Annotated in this window: 19 protein-coding genes; 9 read left to right on the top strand and 10 right to left on the bottom strand. The window is 55.2% G+C overall.

Going from position 1 to position 19050, the window contains the following annotated elements; all coding sequences use genetic code 11:
- The 3 genes from ABYP39_RS09555 to ABYP39_RS09565 all read right to left on the bottom strand — a co-directional run.
- The coding region (locus tag ABYP39_RS09555) for a 3-hydroxyacyl-CoA dehydrogenase NAD-binding domain-containing protein (RefSeq protein ID WP_372782265.1) at window positions 1–1327 on the bottom strand (1327 nt) is incomplete at its 3' end.
- 80 nt (window positions 1328–1407) lie between these two features.
- A complete protein-coding gene (locus tag ABYP39_RS09560) occupies window positions 1408–2613 on the bottom strand; it encodes an acetyl-CoA C-acetyltransferase (protein WP_372758695.1) in 1206 nt (401 codons plus the stop codon).
- A 173-nt stretch (window positions 2614–2786) separates the two neighbouring features.
- Window positions 2787–3845 (bottom strand): AraC family transcriptional regulator, encoded by a 1059-nt coding sequence (locus ABYP39_RS09565; RefSeq protein ID WP_372749051.1) that lies wholly within the window; start codon window positions 3843–3845, stop codon window positions 2787–2789.
- A gap of 89 nt (window positions 3846–3934) precedes the next feature.
- Here ABYP39_RS09565 and ABYP39_RS09570 point away from each other — a divergent pair, with 89 nt between their 5' ends.
- Entirely contained in the window at window positions 3935–4609 is a 675-nt protein-coding gene (locus ABYP39_RS09570) for a hypothetical protein (protein WP_372782267.1), read from the top strand.
- A 24-nt stretch (window positions 4610–4633) separates the two neighbouring features.
- Here ABYP39_RS09570 and ABYP39_RS09575 read toward each other — a convergent pair whose 3' ends face one another.
- The 3 genes from ABYP39_RS09575 to ABYP39_RS09585 all read right to left on the bottom strand — a co-directional run bounded on the left by ABYP39_RS09575 (window position 4634) and on the right by ABYP39_RS09585 (window position 8442).
- Window positions 4634–6187: an HD domain-containing phosphohydrolase gene (locus tag ABYP39_RS09575; protein ID WP_372782269.1), complete on the bottom strand. Its 1554-nt coding sequence runs from the start codon at window positions 6185–6187 to the stop codon at window positions 4634–4636.
- Window positions 6188–6407: 220 nt separating this feature from the next.
- A complete protein-coding gene (locus tag ABYP39_RS09580) occupies window positions 6408–7778 on the bottom strand; it encodes an ATP-binding protein (RefSeq protein ID WP_372759587.1) in 1371 nt (456 codons plus the stop codon).
- A complete protein-coding gene (locus ABYP39_RS09585; protein WP_372749632.1) occupies window positions 7765–8442 on the bottom strand; it encodes a response regulator transcription factor in 678 nt (225 codons plus the stop codon). The genes ABYP39_RS09580 and ABYP39_RS09585 overlap by 14 nt, the downstream gene beginning before the upstream one ends.
- 193 nt (window positions 8443–8635) lie before the next feature.
- Between ABYP39_RS09585 and ABYP39_RS09590 the strand changes: the two genes are divergently transcribed.
- A complete protein-coding gene (locus ABYP39_RS09590) occupies window positions 8636–9130 on the top strand; it encodes an RDD family protein (RefSeq protein WP_372749631.1) in 495 nt (164 codons plus the stop codon).
- Window positions 9131–9140: 10 nt separating this feature from the next.
- On the opposite strand, the gene lptG is transcribed toward ABYP39_RS09590, so the two are convergent.
- The gene (gene lptG, locus ABYP39_RS09595) at window positions 9141–10202 is read right to left on the bottom strand and encodes an LPS export ABC transporter permease LptG (protein ID WP_372749630.1); all 1062 of its coding nucleotides are present in this window, start codon (window positions 10200–10202) and stop codon (window positions 9141–9143) included.
- A complete protein-coding gene (gene lptF, locus ABYP39_RS09600; RefSeq protein ID WP_372782271.1) occupies window positions 10202–11299 on the bottom strand; it encodes an LPS export ABC transporter permease LptF in 1098 nt (365 codons plus the stop codon). The genes lptG and lptF overlap by 1 nt, the downstream gene beginning before the upstream one ends.
- Before the next feature lie 100 nt (window positions 11300–11399).
- Between lptF and ABYP39_RS09605 the strand changes: the two genes are divergently transcribed.
- The 6 genes from ABYP39_RS09605 to ABYP39_RS09630 all read left to right on the top strand — a co-directional run bounded on the left by ABYP39_RS09605 (window position 11400) and on the right by ABYP39_RS09630 (window position 18123).
- Window positions 11400–12857 carry a leucyl aminopeptidase gene (locus tag ABYP39_RS09605; RefSeq protein ID WP_372782273.1) on the top strand — a complete coding sequence of 486 codons (1458 nt, stop codon included), beginning with the start codon at window positions 11400–11402 and terminating at the stop codon, window positions 12855–12857.
- An 8-nt stretch (window positions 12858–12865) separates the two neighbouring features.
- Entirely contained in the window at window positions 12866–13291 is a 426-nt protein-coding gene (locus tag ABYP39_RS09610) for a DNA polymerase III subunit chi (protein ID WP_372782275.1), read from the top strand.
- 103 nt (window positions 13292–13394) lie between these two features.
- Window positions 13395–16247 carry a valine--tRNA ligase gene (locus ABYP39_RS09615; protein ID WP_372782277.1) on the top strand — a complete coding sequence of 951 codons (2853 nt, stop codon included), beginning with the start codon at window positions 13395–13397 and terminating at the stop codon, window positions 16245–16247.
- Between the two features lie 267 nt (window positions 16248–16514).
- Complete coding sequence (locus ABYP39_RS09620) at window positions 16515–16724, top strand: cold-shock protein (protein ID WP_372750503.1); 210 nt, start codon at window positions 16515–16517, stop codon at window positions 16722–16724.
- 60 nt (window positions 16725–16784) lie between these two features.
- The gene (locus ABYP39_RS09625) at window positions 16785–17603 is read left to right on the top strand and encodes an SDR family NAD(P)-dependent oxidoreductase (RefSeq protein ID WP_372782279.1); all 819 of its coding nucleotides are present in this window, start codon (window positions 16785–16787) and stop codon (window positions 17601–17603) included.
- Between the two features lie 118 nt (window positions 17604–17721).
- A complete protein-coding gene (locus ABYP39_RS09630) occupies window positions 17722–18123 on the top strand; it encodes a cold-shock protein (RefSeq protein WP_372749251.1) in 402 nt (133 codons plus the stop codon).
- A 3-nt stretch (window positions 18124–18126) separates the two neighbouring features.
- Here the strand turns inward: ABYP39_RS09630 and ABYP39_RS09635 are convergent, their stop codons facing one another.
- Complete coding sequence (locus ABYP39_RS09635; RefSeq protein ID WP_372782281.1) at window positions 18127–18348, bottom strand: SlyX family protein; 222 nt, start codon at window positions 18346–18348, stop codon at window positions 18127–18129.
- A 141-nt stretch (window positions 18349–18489) separates the two neighbouring features.
- Between ABYP39_RS09635 and ABYP39_RS09640 the strand changes: the two genes are divergently transcribed.
- Complete coding sequence (locus ABYP39_RS09640) at window positions 18490–18831, top strand: translation initiation factor Sui1 (protein ID WP_372782283.1); 342 nt, start codon at window positions 18490–18492, stop codon at window positions 18829–18831.
- A gap of 18 nt (window positions 18832–18849) precedes the next feature.
- Here ABYP39_RS09640 and ABYP39_RS09645 read toward each other — a convergent pair.
- Window positions 18850–19050 (bottom strand): hypothetical protein (locus tag ABYP39_RS09645; RefSeq protein WP_372782285.1); only part of this gene is annotated, 201 nt, incomplete at its 5' end.

A 19050-nucleotide genomic window follows, 5' to 3' on the forward strand; every position in this document is an offset into this window, starting at 1 on the left:
ATTCAGTAATCGGCAACGCAGACGTATTGGATGCAAACACACCGTCAGCTTTCAGGACGGCTTCAGTGTCTTTGGTAACCGCCGCCTTGATCTTACGATCCTCGAACACGGCTTCAATCACCAGATCGCAATCCGCCATGTCGGCGTAGTCTTCAGTCGCCTTGATACGAGCAAGGCATTCATTCTTCACTTCTTCAGTCAGGCGTTTCTTCTCAATGCGCTTGTTGTAGAAGTTCTCGGCATAGGCCTTGCCTTTTTCAGCATTAGCCAGGCTGATATCTTTCAATACAACCTCAATACCTTTCTGCGCAGCCACGGTAGCAATCCCCGCTCCCATCTGCCCGGCACCAAGAATACCCAGCTTTTTAACACTGGTTTTTTCGACACCGCTCGGGCGACTGGCTCCTTTGTTCAACGCTTCCATTTGCACGAAGAACGCCGTCATCATGTTGCGCGACACCTGATTCAGCAGCAGATGCAGGAAGTAACGGCCTTCGATTTTCTGCGCTGTATCGAAATCGACACGCGCACAATCCACAACGCAAGCGAAAATGGCATTCTGCGCCGGCATCAGGTTTTTAGTTTGTACCATCACATTCGACGGACCAAAAAAGGTAAGCCCCTGGTTGGCCTCATCGGTTGGACCACCGCCCGGCATTTTGTAGCCGTCACTGTCCCAGGGCTGCTTCGCCTCCGGATTGGCTTTGATCCAGGCTTTGGCTTTTGCTGCCAGTTCTTCTTCGGAATCAACCAGCTCGTCAATAAGTCCCTTGGCCTGCGCTTTTTCAGTTGTCAGGCGCTTGCCCTGACTGATCAAACCAATGGCTTCCTGCATGCCGACCATGTAGGTCATACGCACAACGCCACCGGCGCCTGGCATAAGACCGATCATCGCCTCTGGCAAACCGACCTGCACTCCTTTTACCGCCACGCGATAATGGCACGCCATTGAAATTTCAAAGCCGCCACCGAGCGATGGACCGTTGATACCCACCGCAACTGGAACACCCAGGGTTTCAAGCGTACGCAGGGGCGCCTTGGTTGCCATGATGCCCTGGTACATTTCGGCTTTCTTCTCTTCGCTGGGATTAAGGTCCATTTCCAGCATTTCTTTGATGTCACCACCGGCAAAGAACTGGCCGGGCTTGCCACTGCGAACATAAATACCAGTCACACCGCCCTGGGCGACCATGCCCTGTAATTCAGTAACCGCAGCACGCATGGCTTCATCATATTCCATACCCATGGTATTTACGGTTTTACCCGGCTGGTCGAAAATCAGCTCGACAATGCCATCACTGTCTTTTTCTAAACGAATATATCCCATTGTTTCAATCTCTCTTTCGTGCAGGAGCCGGCCTTTAAGGCGAATGTTCGCGAGTAGGACCCGCCCCCACAAAAACTTAGTTAAACGCGCTCGATGATTGTTGCGATACCGATGCCACCGCCGGCACACAGAGTGCAGACCCCTCGTTTGAGATCACGGCGCTCCAGTTCGTCCAGCAGCGTGCCAAGAATCATTGCGCCGGTCGCGCCAATCGGGTGCCCCATGGCAATCGCGCCACCGTTCACGTTAATTTTTTCATCGGGAATGCCGAGCACTTTCTGATAGCGCAGCACCACAGAAGCAAATGCTTCATTCAATTCAAACAGGTCGATGTCATCTACCGTCAGTCCAGCCTTCTTCAAGGCTTTTTCAGTTGCCGGCGCGGGACCCGACAACATGATGGTCGGCTCGGTACCCACCAGCGCGCAGGAAACAATGCGCGCTCGCGGCGTGAGGCCCTGCGCTTTGCCCGCCTGTTCATTGCCTATCAGCACCAGGCCGGCACCATCTACGATGCCAGACGAGTTACCTGGCGTATGAATGCAGTTGATATTCTCCAGCTGTGGGTATTTCAGCTTGGCAACACCGCCGTGGCCGAAATCATTGAACATCTGGAACGACGGCTTGAGCTTGGCCAGACCTTCCATGGAAGTATCAGGGCGAATGAACTCATCGTGATCGAGAATGGTGACCCCATTGAGATCTTTAACCGGCACAATGGATTTGAAGTAGCCATTGTCGCGTGCTGCGGCCGCGCGCTGTTGTGAACGCACCGCATACGCATCAACATCTTCGCGGGTAAAACCGTCCAGCGTGGCCAGCATATCGGCACCCAGCCCCTGAGAGATAAAGTAGCTTTTCATCGCCACCCAGGGGTCACCGGTAGCGCCGCCAGAAGCGCCAATACCTAAACGAGACATAGACTCAACGCCGCCCGCAGCCACCATATCTTCGTAACCGGAGGCTACTTTTGCCGCCGCCATATTCACTGCATCCAGACCGCCCGCGCAGAAGCGATGCAACTGGGCACCGGTTGTGACATCGTCCCAGCTGGAATACACCAGCGCAGCCTTGGCCAAATCCTGGCCCTGTTCACCCACAGGCTCACCAGTGGCCAGAATAAAATCCTCAACCTGGGTGGTATCCAGATCAAGCCGGGTTTTCAGCGTTTCCAGCAGATTGGTAACCAGATCGATTGGCTTCACTTCGTAAAGCGAACCTGCGCCTTTCTTGCCCTTACCCCGCGGCGTACGGATCGCGTCGTAAATAAATGCTTCGGTAGCCATAGTGATTCCTGTGTGCAGTTTTGACAGCGACGGGCGGTGGCCCGCTATTTAGCGTGCACAATCTAACCCTGCGCGGTGGAAAGACAATAACAATAGCGGTCAATCAGACTGGCAAAGGCTGTATAACACCTTTAAATACAGTAGGTTACGAATTTTATTAGGTCACTATGAAGCTAGATTGCTTCACGCCGCTCGCGCTGCCGGAATTCACCCGGGGTCATACCCGTCCACTTTTTGAAACAACGGTGAAAAGCGCTGGGGTCGGTAAAACCCATCAGGGCAGCGATGGCATTAATGGAAAGTTCGGAGTTGCTGAGGTAGTTGATGGCAGCGTCCCGACGGCATTCATCTTTAAGGATCTGAAAGCTGGTGCCCTCTTTTTTGAGTCGTCGGCGCAGCGTAGGTGCCGACATGTTTAACGACCTGGTGATGCGATCAAAGTTCGGGGAACCCTGACTGAAGTCATGGCCGATCATGGCTCTAACCCGCGCCACAAGGCTGCTGTCGTCACGGCCATTGGACAGCACCATCAGCGGATAGGGTGCAGTTTTCAGAAACTTTTTAAGGGAATCTTCCGTTTGTACCAGCGGGTATTCCAGATAGCGCTGATCAAAGCGAATTTCATCGCGCTCCTGAGCAAACAGCACCGTGCAACCAAAAAGCCGTTCGTACTTTTGGCGCCGCTCAGGTTGCGCGGGCGCACACCGCGCAAAATGTACCTGGGTCAACTCAATAGGTGTGCCAATCAACCAACAGTAAAAGCGGTGCCACACCGACAGGCCGTAAATATCGGCAGCCTCCACCTCGGTTTCGGCCAACGACCGATCGCGTGCACCACTGTAACCCACCGCCGCCAGCGCGCCCTCACGGCGAAAACTGATCTGCGCCTCGTTGCGAAAGAATGTGCGATAGAATTCGCAAGCCCGCTTAACCGCCTTCCCCAGATTGTCACAGCCCAATATGCAGTAGCACATCATACGGAAGGCACCCGGCGTAACCCCACTGCCCTGCAGCAGTCCAAAGGTTTCGTCCTGCAGCAGGCTCAACACCTGCTGATAGAGACGCGAATATTGCATCGCCGTTATCTGTGAACGATACCCGGGGGCACGGGAATCCATGGGGTTGAAGTCTATACCTGACAGATCAAGGATCGACCGATAGTCATAACCGCGCTCATCCACGAGCGTCAGCAGCGACTTGGCAAACTTGGTGGGCAGCGTTTCGGCGTCCATTAGGGGCGTAATTTTGAGTAGAATGAGGTGCTTATCTTAACATTGCCCCGCAGTCTCTGCTAAGTTGTAAGAAAACGCAGGTTATGGCCATGAGTGAAGCCCTCTACGACATCATCATCACCGGCAAACTGCTGGACGGCGTAGGCCCGGAGCTGGCCGCCCAGCGCGTTGCCCAACTGTTCAAAACCAGCCCGGAGAAGGCCGCGCAGTTGGTCGATGGCAAGCCGCACCGCATCAAGAAAGCCGTGCAGGGAGAAGCCGCGCGCAAGTTTAAAGCGGCACTCACCAAAGCCGGTCTGCAGACGATTGCCAAACCAGTTACCAGCTCCGATACCGCTGGCTCTGCTGGCAGTACCGAAGCTCCTGCCACGCCCAGCCAGGCGACAGTTGGAAACAGCGCTCAAGAGACTCTGACAGGCTCACTGGACCTGGCACCGGAAGGCACACCGGTATTGCGCGAAGAGGAACGGCCGGTAGTGGAGGAAGTGGAAGTTGATCTGTCAGGCATTGCACTGGCAGATCCCGAACCCTGGCAAGGCAGCGCCAATACGTCAGCGCCAATCATTGAGCCACCAGATTTTGGCCTGGCGCCGCCGGGAGTAGAAATAGAAACACTGCCAGACAAGAGGCAGAAATTGGCTCCCGACACCAGCAAGCTGACGTTGGACGAGCCCGGCGCACAGCTCGGCCAAGCGGGCCCACCACCGCCGCCTGCACCGGATACCTCGCACATTAAGCTGGAGGAATTGAACCCGTTTACCTAAATGGTTCGGCGGGCTTGCGACAGACTAACTGTGGTATTTCGCGAATACGTCCATGACGGCATCGCGATTGGCCAGAAAGATATCAACCAATTCCGGGTCAAATTGAGAACCGCGGTGCTCGCGCAGATAGTCAAAGACCGTATCGACAGGCCATGGCTCCTTGTAAACCCTCGGGGTACTCAGGGCATCAAACACATCAGCTACGGATGTTATCCTGCCAAACAGGGGGATATCCTTGCCCGAAAGCTGTCGCGGGTATCCCTTGCCGTCCCAACGCTCATGGTGTGTACCCACGACACGACGGGCACTTTGGAGCAAAGAACTGTGTTGGCTATCCAGGATAGCCTCTCCCCGGGCGACGTGATCCTGCATAAGAATACGCTCTTCCGGGGTAAATCGTCCCGGCTTATTCAAAATCACGTCGGGGATAGAGATTTTGCCAACATCATGCATAGCGGCTGACAACTCGAGCTCTTCCAGTTCCAACGCGCTGAGGTTGAGGTTGCGACCAATTATCTTGGCGTACTCGGACACCCTGACAACGTGGTTTTTCAATTCCGGCGAGCGCTCTTCGACCACCGCGCTGAGCATCAAAACCAGTTTGCGCTGACTGCTCAACATTTCCTGATTTACGCTGTGGTTTTCAAAAGCCACGCCCACATTGCGACAAAACAGGGCTACCAATCGATGGTCCGACACGGAAAATTCCGCATCGCTCGTCATGTAGACCACGTGCTGGGCACCGGCAGATGTCTTGAAAAATACAGTGAAGTAGCCGTCGCCGAAATAGGGCTCATTGGTGTCCAGTGAGCGCCGAATCCGCGCTACCACTTTCTGAGGTAGAACGTCCTCGATACGCTCACCCACCATAGAATCGTCGTTAGAACTCGCCGTGATAACCAGCTCCGGGCCAGTTTCGATATCGGCTCCAACCGCAACGCCTCGCACCATCACCGTGTCGTCATTGGCATAGAGCAGTGCCGACAACTGTTTCAAGACACCGCGAGCAAACTGCACGAGAGAGGAGCTTTCAAATAGCGAGCCCGAGGCTTCGATGACCTTTTCCAGCCCCTCGCGATTCTGCTTCAAAGCCACCAACTCTCTATAGTGGCTCAAGCTGGTGTAAACCAACGTATGCATTTTACTGGCGGTGAGTTCTGTCTTCTCTTTGTAGTCGTTGATGTCGTAGCGCGCCACCACTTCGCGCTCAGGCGCCTGGCCAGGCTGACCCGTGCGTAAAATAACCCTCACATCCGAGTTGTTGAGCTCTCCCCGAATACGGTCAACAGCCTCCAGCCCTGCGTGCTCGGTTTCCATCACCACATCCATCAAGACCATGGCGATATCCGGTTCCCGTCGCATCACTTCGATGGATTCTTTGCCTGTGTAGGCGTGCAGGAATGACAGGGGACGGCCGTGCACCTCCACATCGCGCAGACTCAGCTCTGTCACTGCATGAACCTGCGGCTCGTCGTCGACCAACAGTATTTTCCACGGGCCAGCACAATCAGGAGGCTCTCTTTCAGAAACTATCCCCTCATCGGCAAACACCAACGCGTCGCTGGACAAATTACTCATTAAATTTCCCTACGCAGCCTGAGCAGCGATGTAATTCTGCTTACACGAGGGATATTGCGGCTAACAACCAACCCTGATGCGCTTTACAGCCGAACAGCCGTCATACGCCGTGCAGCTTCGACGTCTATCGTGCGCAAGGGGCCAAAAGCCCACAATCGGTAATTACTCTTATAACATTTATAAATACTTTGGAATTCAAGAAGTTGTGCGGCGTAACCGTTCAGTTATGCAGGGGAAATCGAAGGGTAACCCGGAGACCGGGGAAATTGTCGGCGAGCTGGACACTGCCGCCATGAAGCTTGACTACCGCGTTAACCAAGCTCAGGCCAAGGCCATTGCCCGGTTGCTCACTGCGGCTTGCTTCCACCCGATAAAAGCGTTGCAACACTTTTTCTCGCTCTGCAGGCGGAACACCGGGGCCGCTGTCGGCAATTTCTACGAGATACTGATCCTGCTGTTCCCAGAGGCGGACACTGACAATACCTGTCGCAGGCGTGTATTTGATGGCATTGTCGACCAGGTTGGCGACCGCCTGAAACAGCAGGTTTCTATCCCCCTGAAAGGTCGCCACGGTTGCGAGATCAGCATCAAGTTTCTGCGATTTGTCACAAGCCAGCGGTTCATAGAGTTCAATTACATCCAGCAGAATGGTTTTGAGATCAACCGAACTGAAACCCGCTCGGGGATTGCCAGATTCTACCTGTGCGATGCGCAACAAGGCGCTAAATGTGGCGAGCAGGCCGTCAGCCTCATCAATCAGCTCCTGCACTTTTTCCGGTTGATCCGTACCCTGCTGCAGGTCTGAAAGGCGATTTCGTAGCCGGGTTAGCGGGGTACGCAGGTCGTGCGCAATGTTGTCGGATACCTGACGCATACCCAGCATCAGCTGCTCTATCTTGTCGAGCATTTTGTTCAGGTTCTCGCCCAGACGCCGGAAATCGCCGTGACTGTCGTGAATTGCAATACGCTCACTCAGATCGCCAGACATAATACGATTGAGACTTTGGTTCATCTGATCGATGCGTGTGACCAATCGCCCGGCAACGAAGGCGCCGCCGATGGTCCCCAGTACAATCGTCACCAGCATGGAACGCGTCAGCACACCGCTGACCAGTTTCGCGCTATTGATAACATCGGCGTAATGACGCGCCACCATCACCGTTTCGCCCGTAGGCAGCGTGCGGGACCGGGCCACAAATTCAGTCCCCACTTCGTCCCAGTCACCCGATAGCAGCTTCATATCAAAGCCCATCCAGCCATCGCGGTACTGGCGCGGATCGGGCCAACGATCCAGGTTCCCGGCGATGGGCTGGTAATCTTCATCCACCACCAGAAAGAAAAACCGGATCAGACGATCTGGCCCGGCGTGCACTTCAACAAATTCATCCACCGCCCGTGCCCCGCCTTCCCTATAGGTTTCGGTGAGGGCATCGAGCTCTTCCTGAATGGTACTGTGAACCTGGGTAAAGTAATCGCGGGAGATCAGCGTATAAATGACCGCAACCACGAGAAAAACCGTGATGCTGAGTCCGACCACATAGCCGGACATGAAGCGGAAGGTAAAGCTGTTGAATACCTTACTGAGGATCATCCAGCATATATCCGGCGCCACGCACAGTGGTCAGCAGCTGTTTATCAAATCCCTTGTCTATTTTCTGGCGCAAGCGGCTGATATGAACATCAATAACATTGGTCTGTGGATCAAAATGATAATCCCAGACATTTTCCAGCAACATGGTGCGAGTCACCACCTGACCGGCATGACGCATCAGGTATTCCAGCAATTTGTATTCGCGCGGCTGCAGGTTAAATATTTCACCTGCGCGGGTAACCTTATGTGCCAATAGATCCATTTCCAGATCGCCTACTTTCAGGCGGGTTTGCGTGGCTGTGGATTCCTGACGGCGCAGCACCGCTTCGATACGAGCGAGCAGCTCAGCGAACGCGAACGGTTTTACCAGATAGTCGTCGCCTCCGGCTTTTAGCCCCTTGACCCGATCATCCACGTCACCCAGGGCACTGAGTATTAACACCGGTGTGGCGTTGTTTGACGCGCGCAGCGTCTGGATGATGGTCAGGCCATCCACATGGGGTAGCATTCGATCGATAATGGCGACATCGTAGTTTTCGGTGGTTGCCTTAACCAGCCCCTGCTTGCCATCGGCCGCGTGATCGACGCTGTAGCCGCTTTCCTTGAGGCCTTTGACAATATAATCCGCCACACTGGCGTCGTCTTCGATTACCAGAACACGCATGAGCAAATCCTGTTTGGTCTTATTGGTGCGGGCTATGTTTCGCACGTCCAGTTTATTGTGATGCCAGAGCCCGAGTTCAGGCGAGATTAGCACTATCCACTGCGTGTGTCAGCGCTGCGTCCTCGGCATTACAGGATAGTAAGCGAAGCAGATGCTACAATGCGCGCCAAAATTCTGCGGGAAACATCACCAGATGCCAGACAACGCCAACTCTTCGCAACTTCCTCCGGCCGGCGTACTGCCACGCATTATGGCCATGGTCTACGACGGCATGTTGCTGTTCGCACTGCTATGCCTGGCAACACTGGTGGCCGTGGTGGTTACCGGCAAGCTCGACCCTAATATTCCCGAAGCCAGTAGCAAAGTCATGCACGAGGCAGATCCTCTGCTAGGAGGTCTCGGTTTTCAGGTCTATCTGGTGATGGTGGTAGTTGGCTTTTACACCCTGTTCTGGCGCAAAAATGGCCAGACGCTAGGCATGCAGGCTTGGCGTATTCAGGTTCAGGCAAGCAGTGGCGGCAAGCCCGGCTGGGGTCAATGCATCGTGCGCTGCCTGACCGCTATCATTTCAATGGCGCCGGGCTTTCTCGGCTACTGGTGGGTGTGGATTGATCGCGATAATTGCAGCTGGCATGACCGCCTGTCTGGGACAAGGGTATTGCGCTTGCCGAAGAAGGCTAAGGGCTGACGCCTAGGGCTCAGACCCGACGCATCATCATTGCCACGCCAAACAGCATGCAAAGGCTGATCGGTATCAAGGTTGCCACCAGCGGTTCAAACCCAAACACCAAACTGGCCGGCCCCAGCATATCCTGCAGCGTGCGAAACACGATACCGACCATCACCCCGGTAAACACCCGAAACCCCATTGTTACCTGACGCAGGGGCCCGAACACAAAAGAGATGGCTACCAGCACCAGCGCGATGATGGCAACCGGTTGCAGTATTTTCTGCCAGAAGGCGAGCTCGTACTCCGCGCCACTCAGGCCCTGATCTTGCAAGTAATTAGCGTAACGCCAGATGCCGCTGATGGACAGATCAGCCGGTTCCAGCGCCAGCAAATTCAACAGCTGTGGCGTTAACTCCGTATCCCAATCGCGCTGGGAAAAATCCTCTCGCTCGGCCCCGCCCGCGCTAAAGGTCGATAGCGAACCGTCCTCCAACCACCACTGACCATCGGTAAAGCTCGCACGGCGAGCAAAGGTGACACTTTCGAGTTCGCGCTGCTCACCAAACTGGTAAACCAGCACCCCGTGCAATACACCACCGGCTTCTACCGCGTTGAAATGCATATAGCGGTTGCCCTCGCGGTGCCACATGCCGTACTGCGAATGCACCTTACCCTCTTCCTGCAAAGCGATGGCACGCTCACTTTCCGCGATCTGCTGGAAACGCGGCGCTATAAACTCCGCCACCACCAGACCCGCCAGCGTCAGCAGGATGGTTGGTTTGAGCACCGCCCACACCAGACGGCGAGTACTGATCCCGGCAGCGCGCATCACCACCAGCTCACTGGTGCCCGCCAGTGAGCCCAGCCCTGCCAGACACCCAACCAGAGCCGCAAAGGGCAGGTATTCGAACAAACTGCTCGGCGTGGTCAGCAGTACGTACTGCACAACTCTGCCGAAGGTATAGTCACCCTCAAGATCTTCCAGCTCGTCGATCAGGGTGGTCAGCAGATCAATGCCGACGATGACCAGCAACACCATAATCACTGCTGCTGCCACGGTTCGACCAATATAGGCATCAAGCTTATACATCAGTGTTTCACCCCAGTGATACGCCGCACCCAGTCAGGCCCCAGCAAAAAGAGAAGTCCCAGCAACAGAAACACCGCGTGAATCACCCAGAGCCCCGGCACAGTGGCCAATTCACCGCTCGCCAAGGCCTCGCGCCCGGCATTAAGACCAATCAGGTACACCATATAAAGAAGAAAGGCGGGAAACATTTTCGCATAGCGGCCACTGCGGTGGTCTGTTTTGCTCAATGCCACGGCCAACAGCGCCACCACCGGCACCAGCAGTGCCAGCGAAATACGCCACTGCAGCGCTGCGCGGTCATCAATGCGCTCAGACTCCCACAATTCGCGGGTGCTTTTGCCGTCAGCTGCTTTGCGCCCGCGCGACTGGGTCTCGTCCTGCAGCCACTGGCCATACCGCTCAAAGCGGGCAACCTGATAGTCGAGGGCTCCGGGTTGACCAACATAGCGAACGCCCTTGTCGAGCAGCAGATAGCGCTGGCCGGTCTTCTCATCCCGATCAAACAGCCCCGAATCCGCGCCAATGACAGACACCAGTATTCGGCCATCGTCGGTTTCCATCGGCTGCGCGATAAACACCCCTGACATACCGTCATTTTCGCGGTTCAGCTTTTCTATATACGTTACCCGACCGCTGTTGTGATCCAGCCGAAACCGCCCCTCAACCGCAGCTTTCAGACCATCCGAACCCTTACTCTCCACCAGCAGACGCTCATAGGCGCGAATCCCTGCCGGCGTCACCACGGTGCTGAGTAAACCCACAGTTACCGTGACCAGTAGAATGGGCACGGTGGCCAGTTGCAGCAGCTGCAGACGACTGATACCGCAGGCATTCATCACCGCGATCTCTGAATCCACATACAGACGGCCATAACTGAGCAGAATGCCAATAAACAGACCGAGCGGCAGAATCACTTCCAGAAAGTTGGGCAGGCGGTAAAGCATGATGAGGAACAGAAAGTCAGGTGCGAGTTCACCTGCGGCAACATCTGCCAGATATTTGATCAGCCGGCCACTCATGATGATCACCAGCAAGGTGAATGTGACCGCAAGCATCGATTTCAACAACTCGCTGGTGATGTAGCGATAAAGAATCAACGTTAGACCCAACTTTCCTGAAAGAATCGCAGGCAGTACACTGTCTGCCCACTAAAACGTGTCATTATCCTTACTTTCGACCGACTTCGCGAGATCAAACATGCAAATCAGCCTGAAAGCCCCGACTTCTCCCAGCCGTCAGAAATCTGCCGCCCTTGTCGTTTTGCTAACCAGCGACGATCTCAAAAAGCCCAGCGGCGACGATGCGCTGAACGAACTGATCAATCGCATCCATAAACGCGGTGACTTCGAGGGCAAAGCGTCTCAGACTTTCCTGCTGCCCCTGTGCGACACCCTGAGCGCAGAGCGCCTGCTGCTGGTTGGGCTTGGTGAAGCAAAATTACTGGACGAAAAGGTGTTCGACAAGGCTACGACGGCGATGTTCAAGGCCATCCGACAATACAAGCTGGGCGATGCCGCGATTTTACTGAACCAGAGCACATTGAGCGAAGAAAGCCAGATCCGCCGTCTGGCCTGCGGCGCAGAAACCAGCAATTACCAGTACACCGCCTCGCTGAGCAAGAAACCGGATCCCAAGCTGAAAAAACTGGTATTGCTGGCTAGCGCGAACAGCGCCAATCGCAAAGCAATGGCCCAAGGCCAAAGCATCGGTCGCGGCATCAACGTCGCTCGCGAGCTCGGCAACCTGCCCGGCAACTACTGCACCCCCACGTTTCTCGCGAAAGAAGCCAAGGCACTGGGTCGCAAAAGCGACAAACTGAAGGTTTCTGTGCTCGACGAAAAGAAAATGCGTGAACTGGGCATGGGTTCCTTCCTCTCCGTCACGGCTGGCACCGACGAGCCCGCCAAAATGATTGTGATGGAATACCACGGTGGCAAGAAATCGGACAAACCCCGAGTGCTGGTCGGCAAAGGCATCACCTTCGACAGTGGCGGCATTAGCATCAAACCCGGCGCAAAAATGGACGAGGTGAAATTCGACATGTGTGGCGCCGCCAGCGTTATGGGCACCATGACAGCCGTGACTGAACTCGAACTGCCCATTAATGTCGTGGGGATTATTGCTGCAGCGGAGAACCTGCCCAGTGGCCGCGCGACTAAACCCGGCGATGTGGTGACCAGCATGTCTGGCCAGACCATTGAAGTACTCAATACCGATGCCGAAGGACGCCTGGTACTGTGTGACGCGCTCACCTACGCCGAGCGCTTTAAACCTGCAACCGTCATTGATATTGCCACCCTCACCGGCGCCTGCGTGGTGGCCCTAGGTAAGCATGCCACAGGCCTTTACAGCAACAGTGATGATTTTGCCCGACAGCTGATCGATGCTGGAGAGCGCAGCGGCGACCGCGCCTGGCAAATGCCACTGTGGGATGAGTATCAGAATCAATTGGACTCCAACTTTGCCGATATCGCTAACATCGGCGGCCCGGAAGCCGGTAGCGTGACCGCCGCGTGTTTCCTGGCGCGATTCACCAAGAATATGACTTGGGCCCATCTTGATATTGCTGGCACTGCCTGGCTGTCCGCCCCGAAAGGAGCCACCGGTCGTCCGGTCGGACTGCTGATGCAATACCTGCTCGATTGCGCGAACTAAAGCCCGCGATGACCAAAGTCGATTTTTACATTCTGCAGTCGGCGCAGCCGCAGGACGCCCTCCTGTATGGCTGCCGGCTTGCCGAAAAGGCACACAAACGCGGCATGAGTATTTACCTGCACTGTGCCGATGCGGCGCAGGGCAAGGCCGTAGATGACTTGTTGTGGAGCTTTTCGCCAGAGAGCTTTGTTCCTCACAGCCTGAAAACTGCTGATAGCCATGCAAGCATCGTGGTCGCCTGGGATCAGGAGCCGCCCGCAGGCGGCGACCTTTTTATAAATTTTGCCCCGAAAATTCCTGATTTTTTCAGCCGATTTGCGCGACTTGGCGAGATTGTCTGCCAGGCACCAGACTGGCTTTCACCCAGCCGCGAGCGCTACCGGTTCTACAAAGACCGCGGTTATCCGCTCAATACCCACAAAATAGCCGCCTAATCACTGGCGTTGCGCCCTAGCGACGCGAGTCAATTCCAGTATAATTGTTCGCCTTTCATTCCGGGCAATCCCAATCGCCCCTCAGCTGTCACACATCGGATTTATGGACAAGACATTTCAGCCAGGCAAAATCGAAGCCCACTGGGGCAAGCAATGGGAAGACAGCGGTTATTTCCGCCCGTCCGGTAGTGGTGAATCCTACTGCATTATGATTCCGCCGCCGAACGTGACCGGTAGCCTGCATATGGGCCACGCGTTCCAGGATTCCATTATGGACGCGCTCACCCGCTACCAGCGTATGAAAGGGCGCAACACCCTGTGGCAAGTAGGTACCGACCACGCCGGTATCGCCACCCAGATGGTGGTTGAGCGAAAACTCGCCCACGAAGAAAACAAAACCCGCCACGACCTCGGACGCGACAAGTTTCTGGAAAAGGTCTGGGAGTGGAAAGCGGAGTCAGGCGGTACCATTACCCGTCAACTGCGTCGCCTCGGCGCCTCAGTCGATTGGGACAACGAACGCTTCACGATGGACGATGGCTTTTACAAGGCCGTTCAGGAAGTCTTTGTCCGGCTCTACGAAGACCAATTGATCTACCGCGGCAAGCGCCTGGTTAACTGGGATCCAAAACTGCACACAGCCATTTCCGATCTCGAAGTTGAGAATCAGGAAGAACAGGGTCACCTATGGCACTTCCGTTATCCCCTGGCGGACGACGCTAAAACCGCAGACGGCAAAGACTACCTGGTGGTGGCGACCACACGGCCGGAAACCATGTTGGGCGACACCGCCGTTGCGGTTAACCCCAAGGATGAGCGCTATGCGGATCTGATCGGCAAATTCGTCACCCTGCCGCTGGTTAATCGCCGCATCCCGATAATTGCCGATGAATATGTCGATCGCGAGTTTGGCAGCGGGTGCGTCAAAATTACGCCCGCCCACGATTTCAACGACTATGCGGTTGGCCAGCGTCACCGCCTACCCATGATAAACATCATGACAGTCGATGCAGCCATTCGCGCCACAGCCGAAGTGTTTAATAGCGATGGTTCGGAAAATACCGAGCTCGACGCGAGCCTGCCCGCGGATTACGCCGGCCTGGATCGCTACGATGCACGCAAACAGATTGTCGCCGCTTTCGAAAATGCAGGTCTGCTGGAAAAAATAGACCCACACACACTCAAGGTGCCGCGCGGTGATCGCTCGGGCCTGGTTATAGAGCCGCTGCTCACCGACCAGTGGTTTGTCGATGCCAAAACCCTCGCCAAGCCAGCTATTGAAGCCGTGGAAGACGGGCGCATCCAGTTTGTCCCGAAACAGTATGAAAACATGTACTTCTCCTGGATGCGCGACATTCAGGACTGGTGCATCTCCCGTCAGCTCTGGTGGGGCCACCGTATTCCCGCTTGGTACGATACACAAGGCAATGTCTACGTTGCGCGCACCGAAGAAGAAGCCCGCAACAAGTACAATCTGGCAGACAATGTGGTGCTGAATCAGGACGAAGATGTACTGGACACATGGTTCAGCTCTGCCCTGTGGACCTTTGGCACACTGGGCTGGCCGGAAGTCACTGAACGCCTGAAAACCTTTCACCCAACCGATGTGCTGGTGACCGGCTTTGACATCATCTTCTTCTGGGTGGCGCGCATGGCGATGATGACCATGCACTTTATGAAAGACGAAGATGGCACGCCCCACGTGCCCTTCAAAACTGTCTACGTCACCGGTCTAATCCGCGACGAGAGCGGCCAGAAAATGTCGAAGTCCAAGGGTAACGTACTCGACCCGCTGGATATGATCGATGGCATCGAACTCGACGATCTGGTGGAGAAACGCACTGGCAACATGATGCAGCCCCAGCTCGCCGAAAAAATCGGTAAGCGTACCCGCAAGGCCTTTCCCGAGGGCATCAGCGCCCACGGTACAGATGCCCTGCGCTTCACGCTCTACTCGCTGGCGTCCACCGGTCGCGACATCAATTGGGATATGAAGCGCCTGGAAGGCTACCGCAACTTTTGCAACAAACTGTGGAATGCCGCTCGCTATGTGCTGATGAACACCGAGGGCGAAGATTGCGGCATCGACAGCGATGTCGCATTGAGTCTGGCTGACCGCTGGATTATCTCGCAGCTGCAGGAAACAGAAGCGGCTGTTGAAAAGGCACTGGCCCAATACCGCTTTGATCTGGCGTCACAGGCTATTTATGAATTTGTCTGGAACGAATACTGCGATTGGTATCTGGAATTGTCCAAGCCAGTCCTGTGGGACGATAACGCCAGCGCAGAAGCCAAGCGCGGCACCCGCCGCACTCTGATCAATGTACTGGAAGCCGTGCTGCGCCTGGCACACCCGTTTATGCCTTTTATCACGGAAGAAATCTGGCAAAAGGTCGCCCCTATTGCCGGCGTAGAAGGCGACAGCATCATGCTTCAGCCTTACCCGGAAGCCGAACCGGAGAAACTCAACCCGCAAGCGACCGCCGATGTGCAATGGCTGAAAGAGGTCATCGTCGCCATCCGCACCATTCGCGGCGAAATGAACATTCCTCCGGGCAAGCAGATTCCCGTTCTGCTCAGCAACTGCAGCGCCGAAGACGAACGTCGCATCAACGAAAACCGCCAGTTTTTGACCACGCTGGCCAAGCTCGACAGCATCACGGTGCTGACAGAACAGGACCAGAAACCCATGTCTGCCACCCAGCTGGTTGGTGCCATGGAGTTACTGGTACCCATGGCGGATCTGATCGACAAGGACGCCGAACTCGCCCGCCTGACCAAAGAAATCGGTCGCCTCGAAAAAGAAGTGCAACGTCTGGCCGGCAAGCTCGGCAACGAGAAGTTTGTTAGCAAGGCACCGGCCGAGGTTGTCGAAAAAGAGAAAGAAAAGCTGGCCGCGCAGGAGCAATCCTTGCAGAAAATGCGCGAGCAACACGACACCATAGCGGCGCTGTAGTCGCCGCTATGGGTTACAGACCTGTAAGCAATTGTCACAACAAGATTTTTTGAAGTCTGGACAGCCAAAACACACAGTTATAGTATTAACAGCAATGTAGGTAATTAGTCCGCTGTACTGTGTACCTCAATAAAAATAAAAAGCGCCGAATACTCGGCCCAAGAAGTTGGCAGTCATTCCTGCCCCCACCTCCTGTTGCTACTGATAATTCCGCCCCGGCGGGATGCGGCCTTCCGTTGCATCGGGTTTGCTATCTGGAGAAGTTCCATGAGTAATCGCATGACCGGCACCGTTAAATGGTTCAACAACGCCAAGGGTTTTGGTTTTATTTCCCAGGAAACCGGTGATGATGTCTTTGTGCATTTTCGCTCCATCCGCGGCGATGGCTACAAAACACTCGACGAAGGTCAGACAGTAGAATTCAATCTGGTGGAAGGTCCCAAGGGCTTTCAGGCAGAAGATGTGGCGAAGGTCTGACTCGCACTAAGCGTGCCATCGCGGTAATGTAGTCACCCCAAACATTCGAAAGGTACCGCGATGAAACCCACCGCCCTGGTGACAGGCTGCGGCGCCGGACTGGGTCTGGCCCTGGCAAAACAGCTGATTGCACAAAGCTGGCGGGTGATTGCGACCTCCCGCAATGCTGACACTCTGCCCTTTTCCCACCCCGACCTCTTTCCTGTCGCACTGGATTTGTCGGCGCCGGATACTTTTCCCGCACTCGCCAACCAATGGCGCGAAGACATTGGGCCAATATCCCTGCTGATTAACAACGCCGGTTACGGCCAGATGGGGCCAGTCATCGAGGTACCCTGGCAAACGCTACAGCAACAACTGCATATCAATGTAGTAGCGCCTCTGGCACTGGCCCAGGCGGTGCTGCCCCAGCTGGAAGATACAGCAGGCACAGTAGTTAATATCGGCAGCGTATCCGCCCATCTGACCACGCCCTTTGCAGGTAGCTACTGCGCCTCAAAGAGCGCCCTGCACAGCCTGAACGACGCCATGCGCCGAGAACTGGAACCGCTGGGTATCAAAGTGCAATGCGTCATGGCTGGCGGCATTCTCAGCAATTTCGGGCAGACGGCGCGGGAAGAGCTCGACAAGACCTTCCCGCTGCGCTCCCGCTACCAGAAAATCGTGGATCATATCCGTGAGCGCGCCGAGCTCTCGCAGAAAAACGGGAGCCCAGCCGAATCGGTAGCTCAGCGTATTGTCCACGCCGCTTTGCACCAGCCCGACAAGCCCTATATCAAAGTGGCCGCCGGGGTTCATCAGCTCTATCTGCTCAGCCTGCTCCCACACCGCCTGCAAGACCGCTTGCTCCAGCGCCGCTTCGGCCTCACCAAACTGTGAAATTGATGCGTCAGATTAGAGCCCCTTCCGTTGACGTGGTAAACTTTGCGCCGCGCATTTTTCAGCCCATCGAGAAATGCGCTAACACCTTGAATTTTGACACTTTATAGAGAGAACTATGGTATTTACCGTTAAATTGGCCGCCGCCGCTGCTCTGGCCGCCATTGCGACTGTCATCGCGCAACTCACCAGCGCAGCGCCGCTTTTCAGTAGCTCGGCCCTGACTGCATTCTTAGGCTTCTTCCTGGTAAGCCTCGCCTCATTTCTGGTCAGCCCATGGCTGCCCGTCATGATGGAAAAAATGACACCTCAACGTGAAACCGGTAGCGTCAAATGGTTTAACGCCAATAAAGGCTACGGTTTTATCACTCGCGAAAACGGCGACGACGTGTTTGTCCACTTCCGCTCCATTCGTGGCAAAGGTCGCCGCAGTCTGCAGGAAGGACAACGCGTAGAATTCGTCCTGTCTCAAGGCGATAAAGGTGCACAGGCCGAAGATGTGAGAGAACTGAACGGCTAGCGCTCAATAGTGCGGGGGGCGCTCATTAGTGACAGGCCGCGACTGCTCTACGTCGGCGGCCAACGCTGTGAACGCCTGCTGCAAACGCTTATAGCGTTGCTCCAGATCGTCAAGCCTACGCCCCTGCTCCACAATGGTACTGTTCAGACTGTTCAATAAATCTTCCTGAAATGCGTACCGCATCTGCAGATCCGCCAGCTGACTGTCTTTTGGTGAATCTGTCACCGCACCGCTCCCATTGAGTTTTCACATAATCTGCTGCGCATTATAGGCAGGTGCCGCCCCCAGACAAGGACTTGTTCCCAAGGGGCAGTCGTATTAAGAAAAGCGTAAAATCAATTACACCCACAATACCAAGAGATAGCTATGAGCCGCGTATATTCGACTGAGCAGGGCCGCATCTGCCCCGGGTGCGATCAGCCGGTAACATCCTGCCGCTGCAAAGCGCAACAAGCAATCCCCTCAGGCGATGGCATTGTCCGTATCAGCCGGGAAACAAAAGGTCGCAAAGGCAAGGGGGTCACTCTGGCAAGTGGTGTACCGCTCACAGACGACGCCCTGAAATCGCTGGCGAAAAATCTCCGTCAGAAGCTGAGCACGGGTGGCAGCGTGAAAGACGGGATCATGGAATTTCAAGGTGATCAGCGTCAGGCACTGAAAGCACTGCTGGAAAAAGAAGGCTATAAGGTCAAACTGGCCGGCGGCTAACAGTCCAGCTATACGGCATCACCCCGCTTTCTTGCCCGAGTTATCCGACACTAGTTTTATCCCCTCTTGCAAGGGCTCCGGCGGTGGCTCGCTGGGCTTAGCAAACAGTGAAAGCAATCCCTGACACAACAATTGTTGGGCGCCAACCAGCCATAGCGCCATCATCAACACCCGCTCCAGCGCAAAGCTGGTTACCGGGCGCGCAGTGCGCAGCCAGTG

Source organism: Litorivivens sp. (assembly GCF_041625495.1).
Lineage (GTDB): Bacteria > Pseudomonadota > Gammaproteobacteria > Pseudomonadales > Spongiibacteraceae > Litorivivens.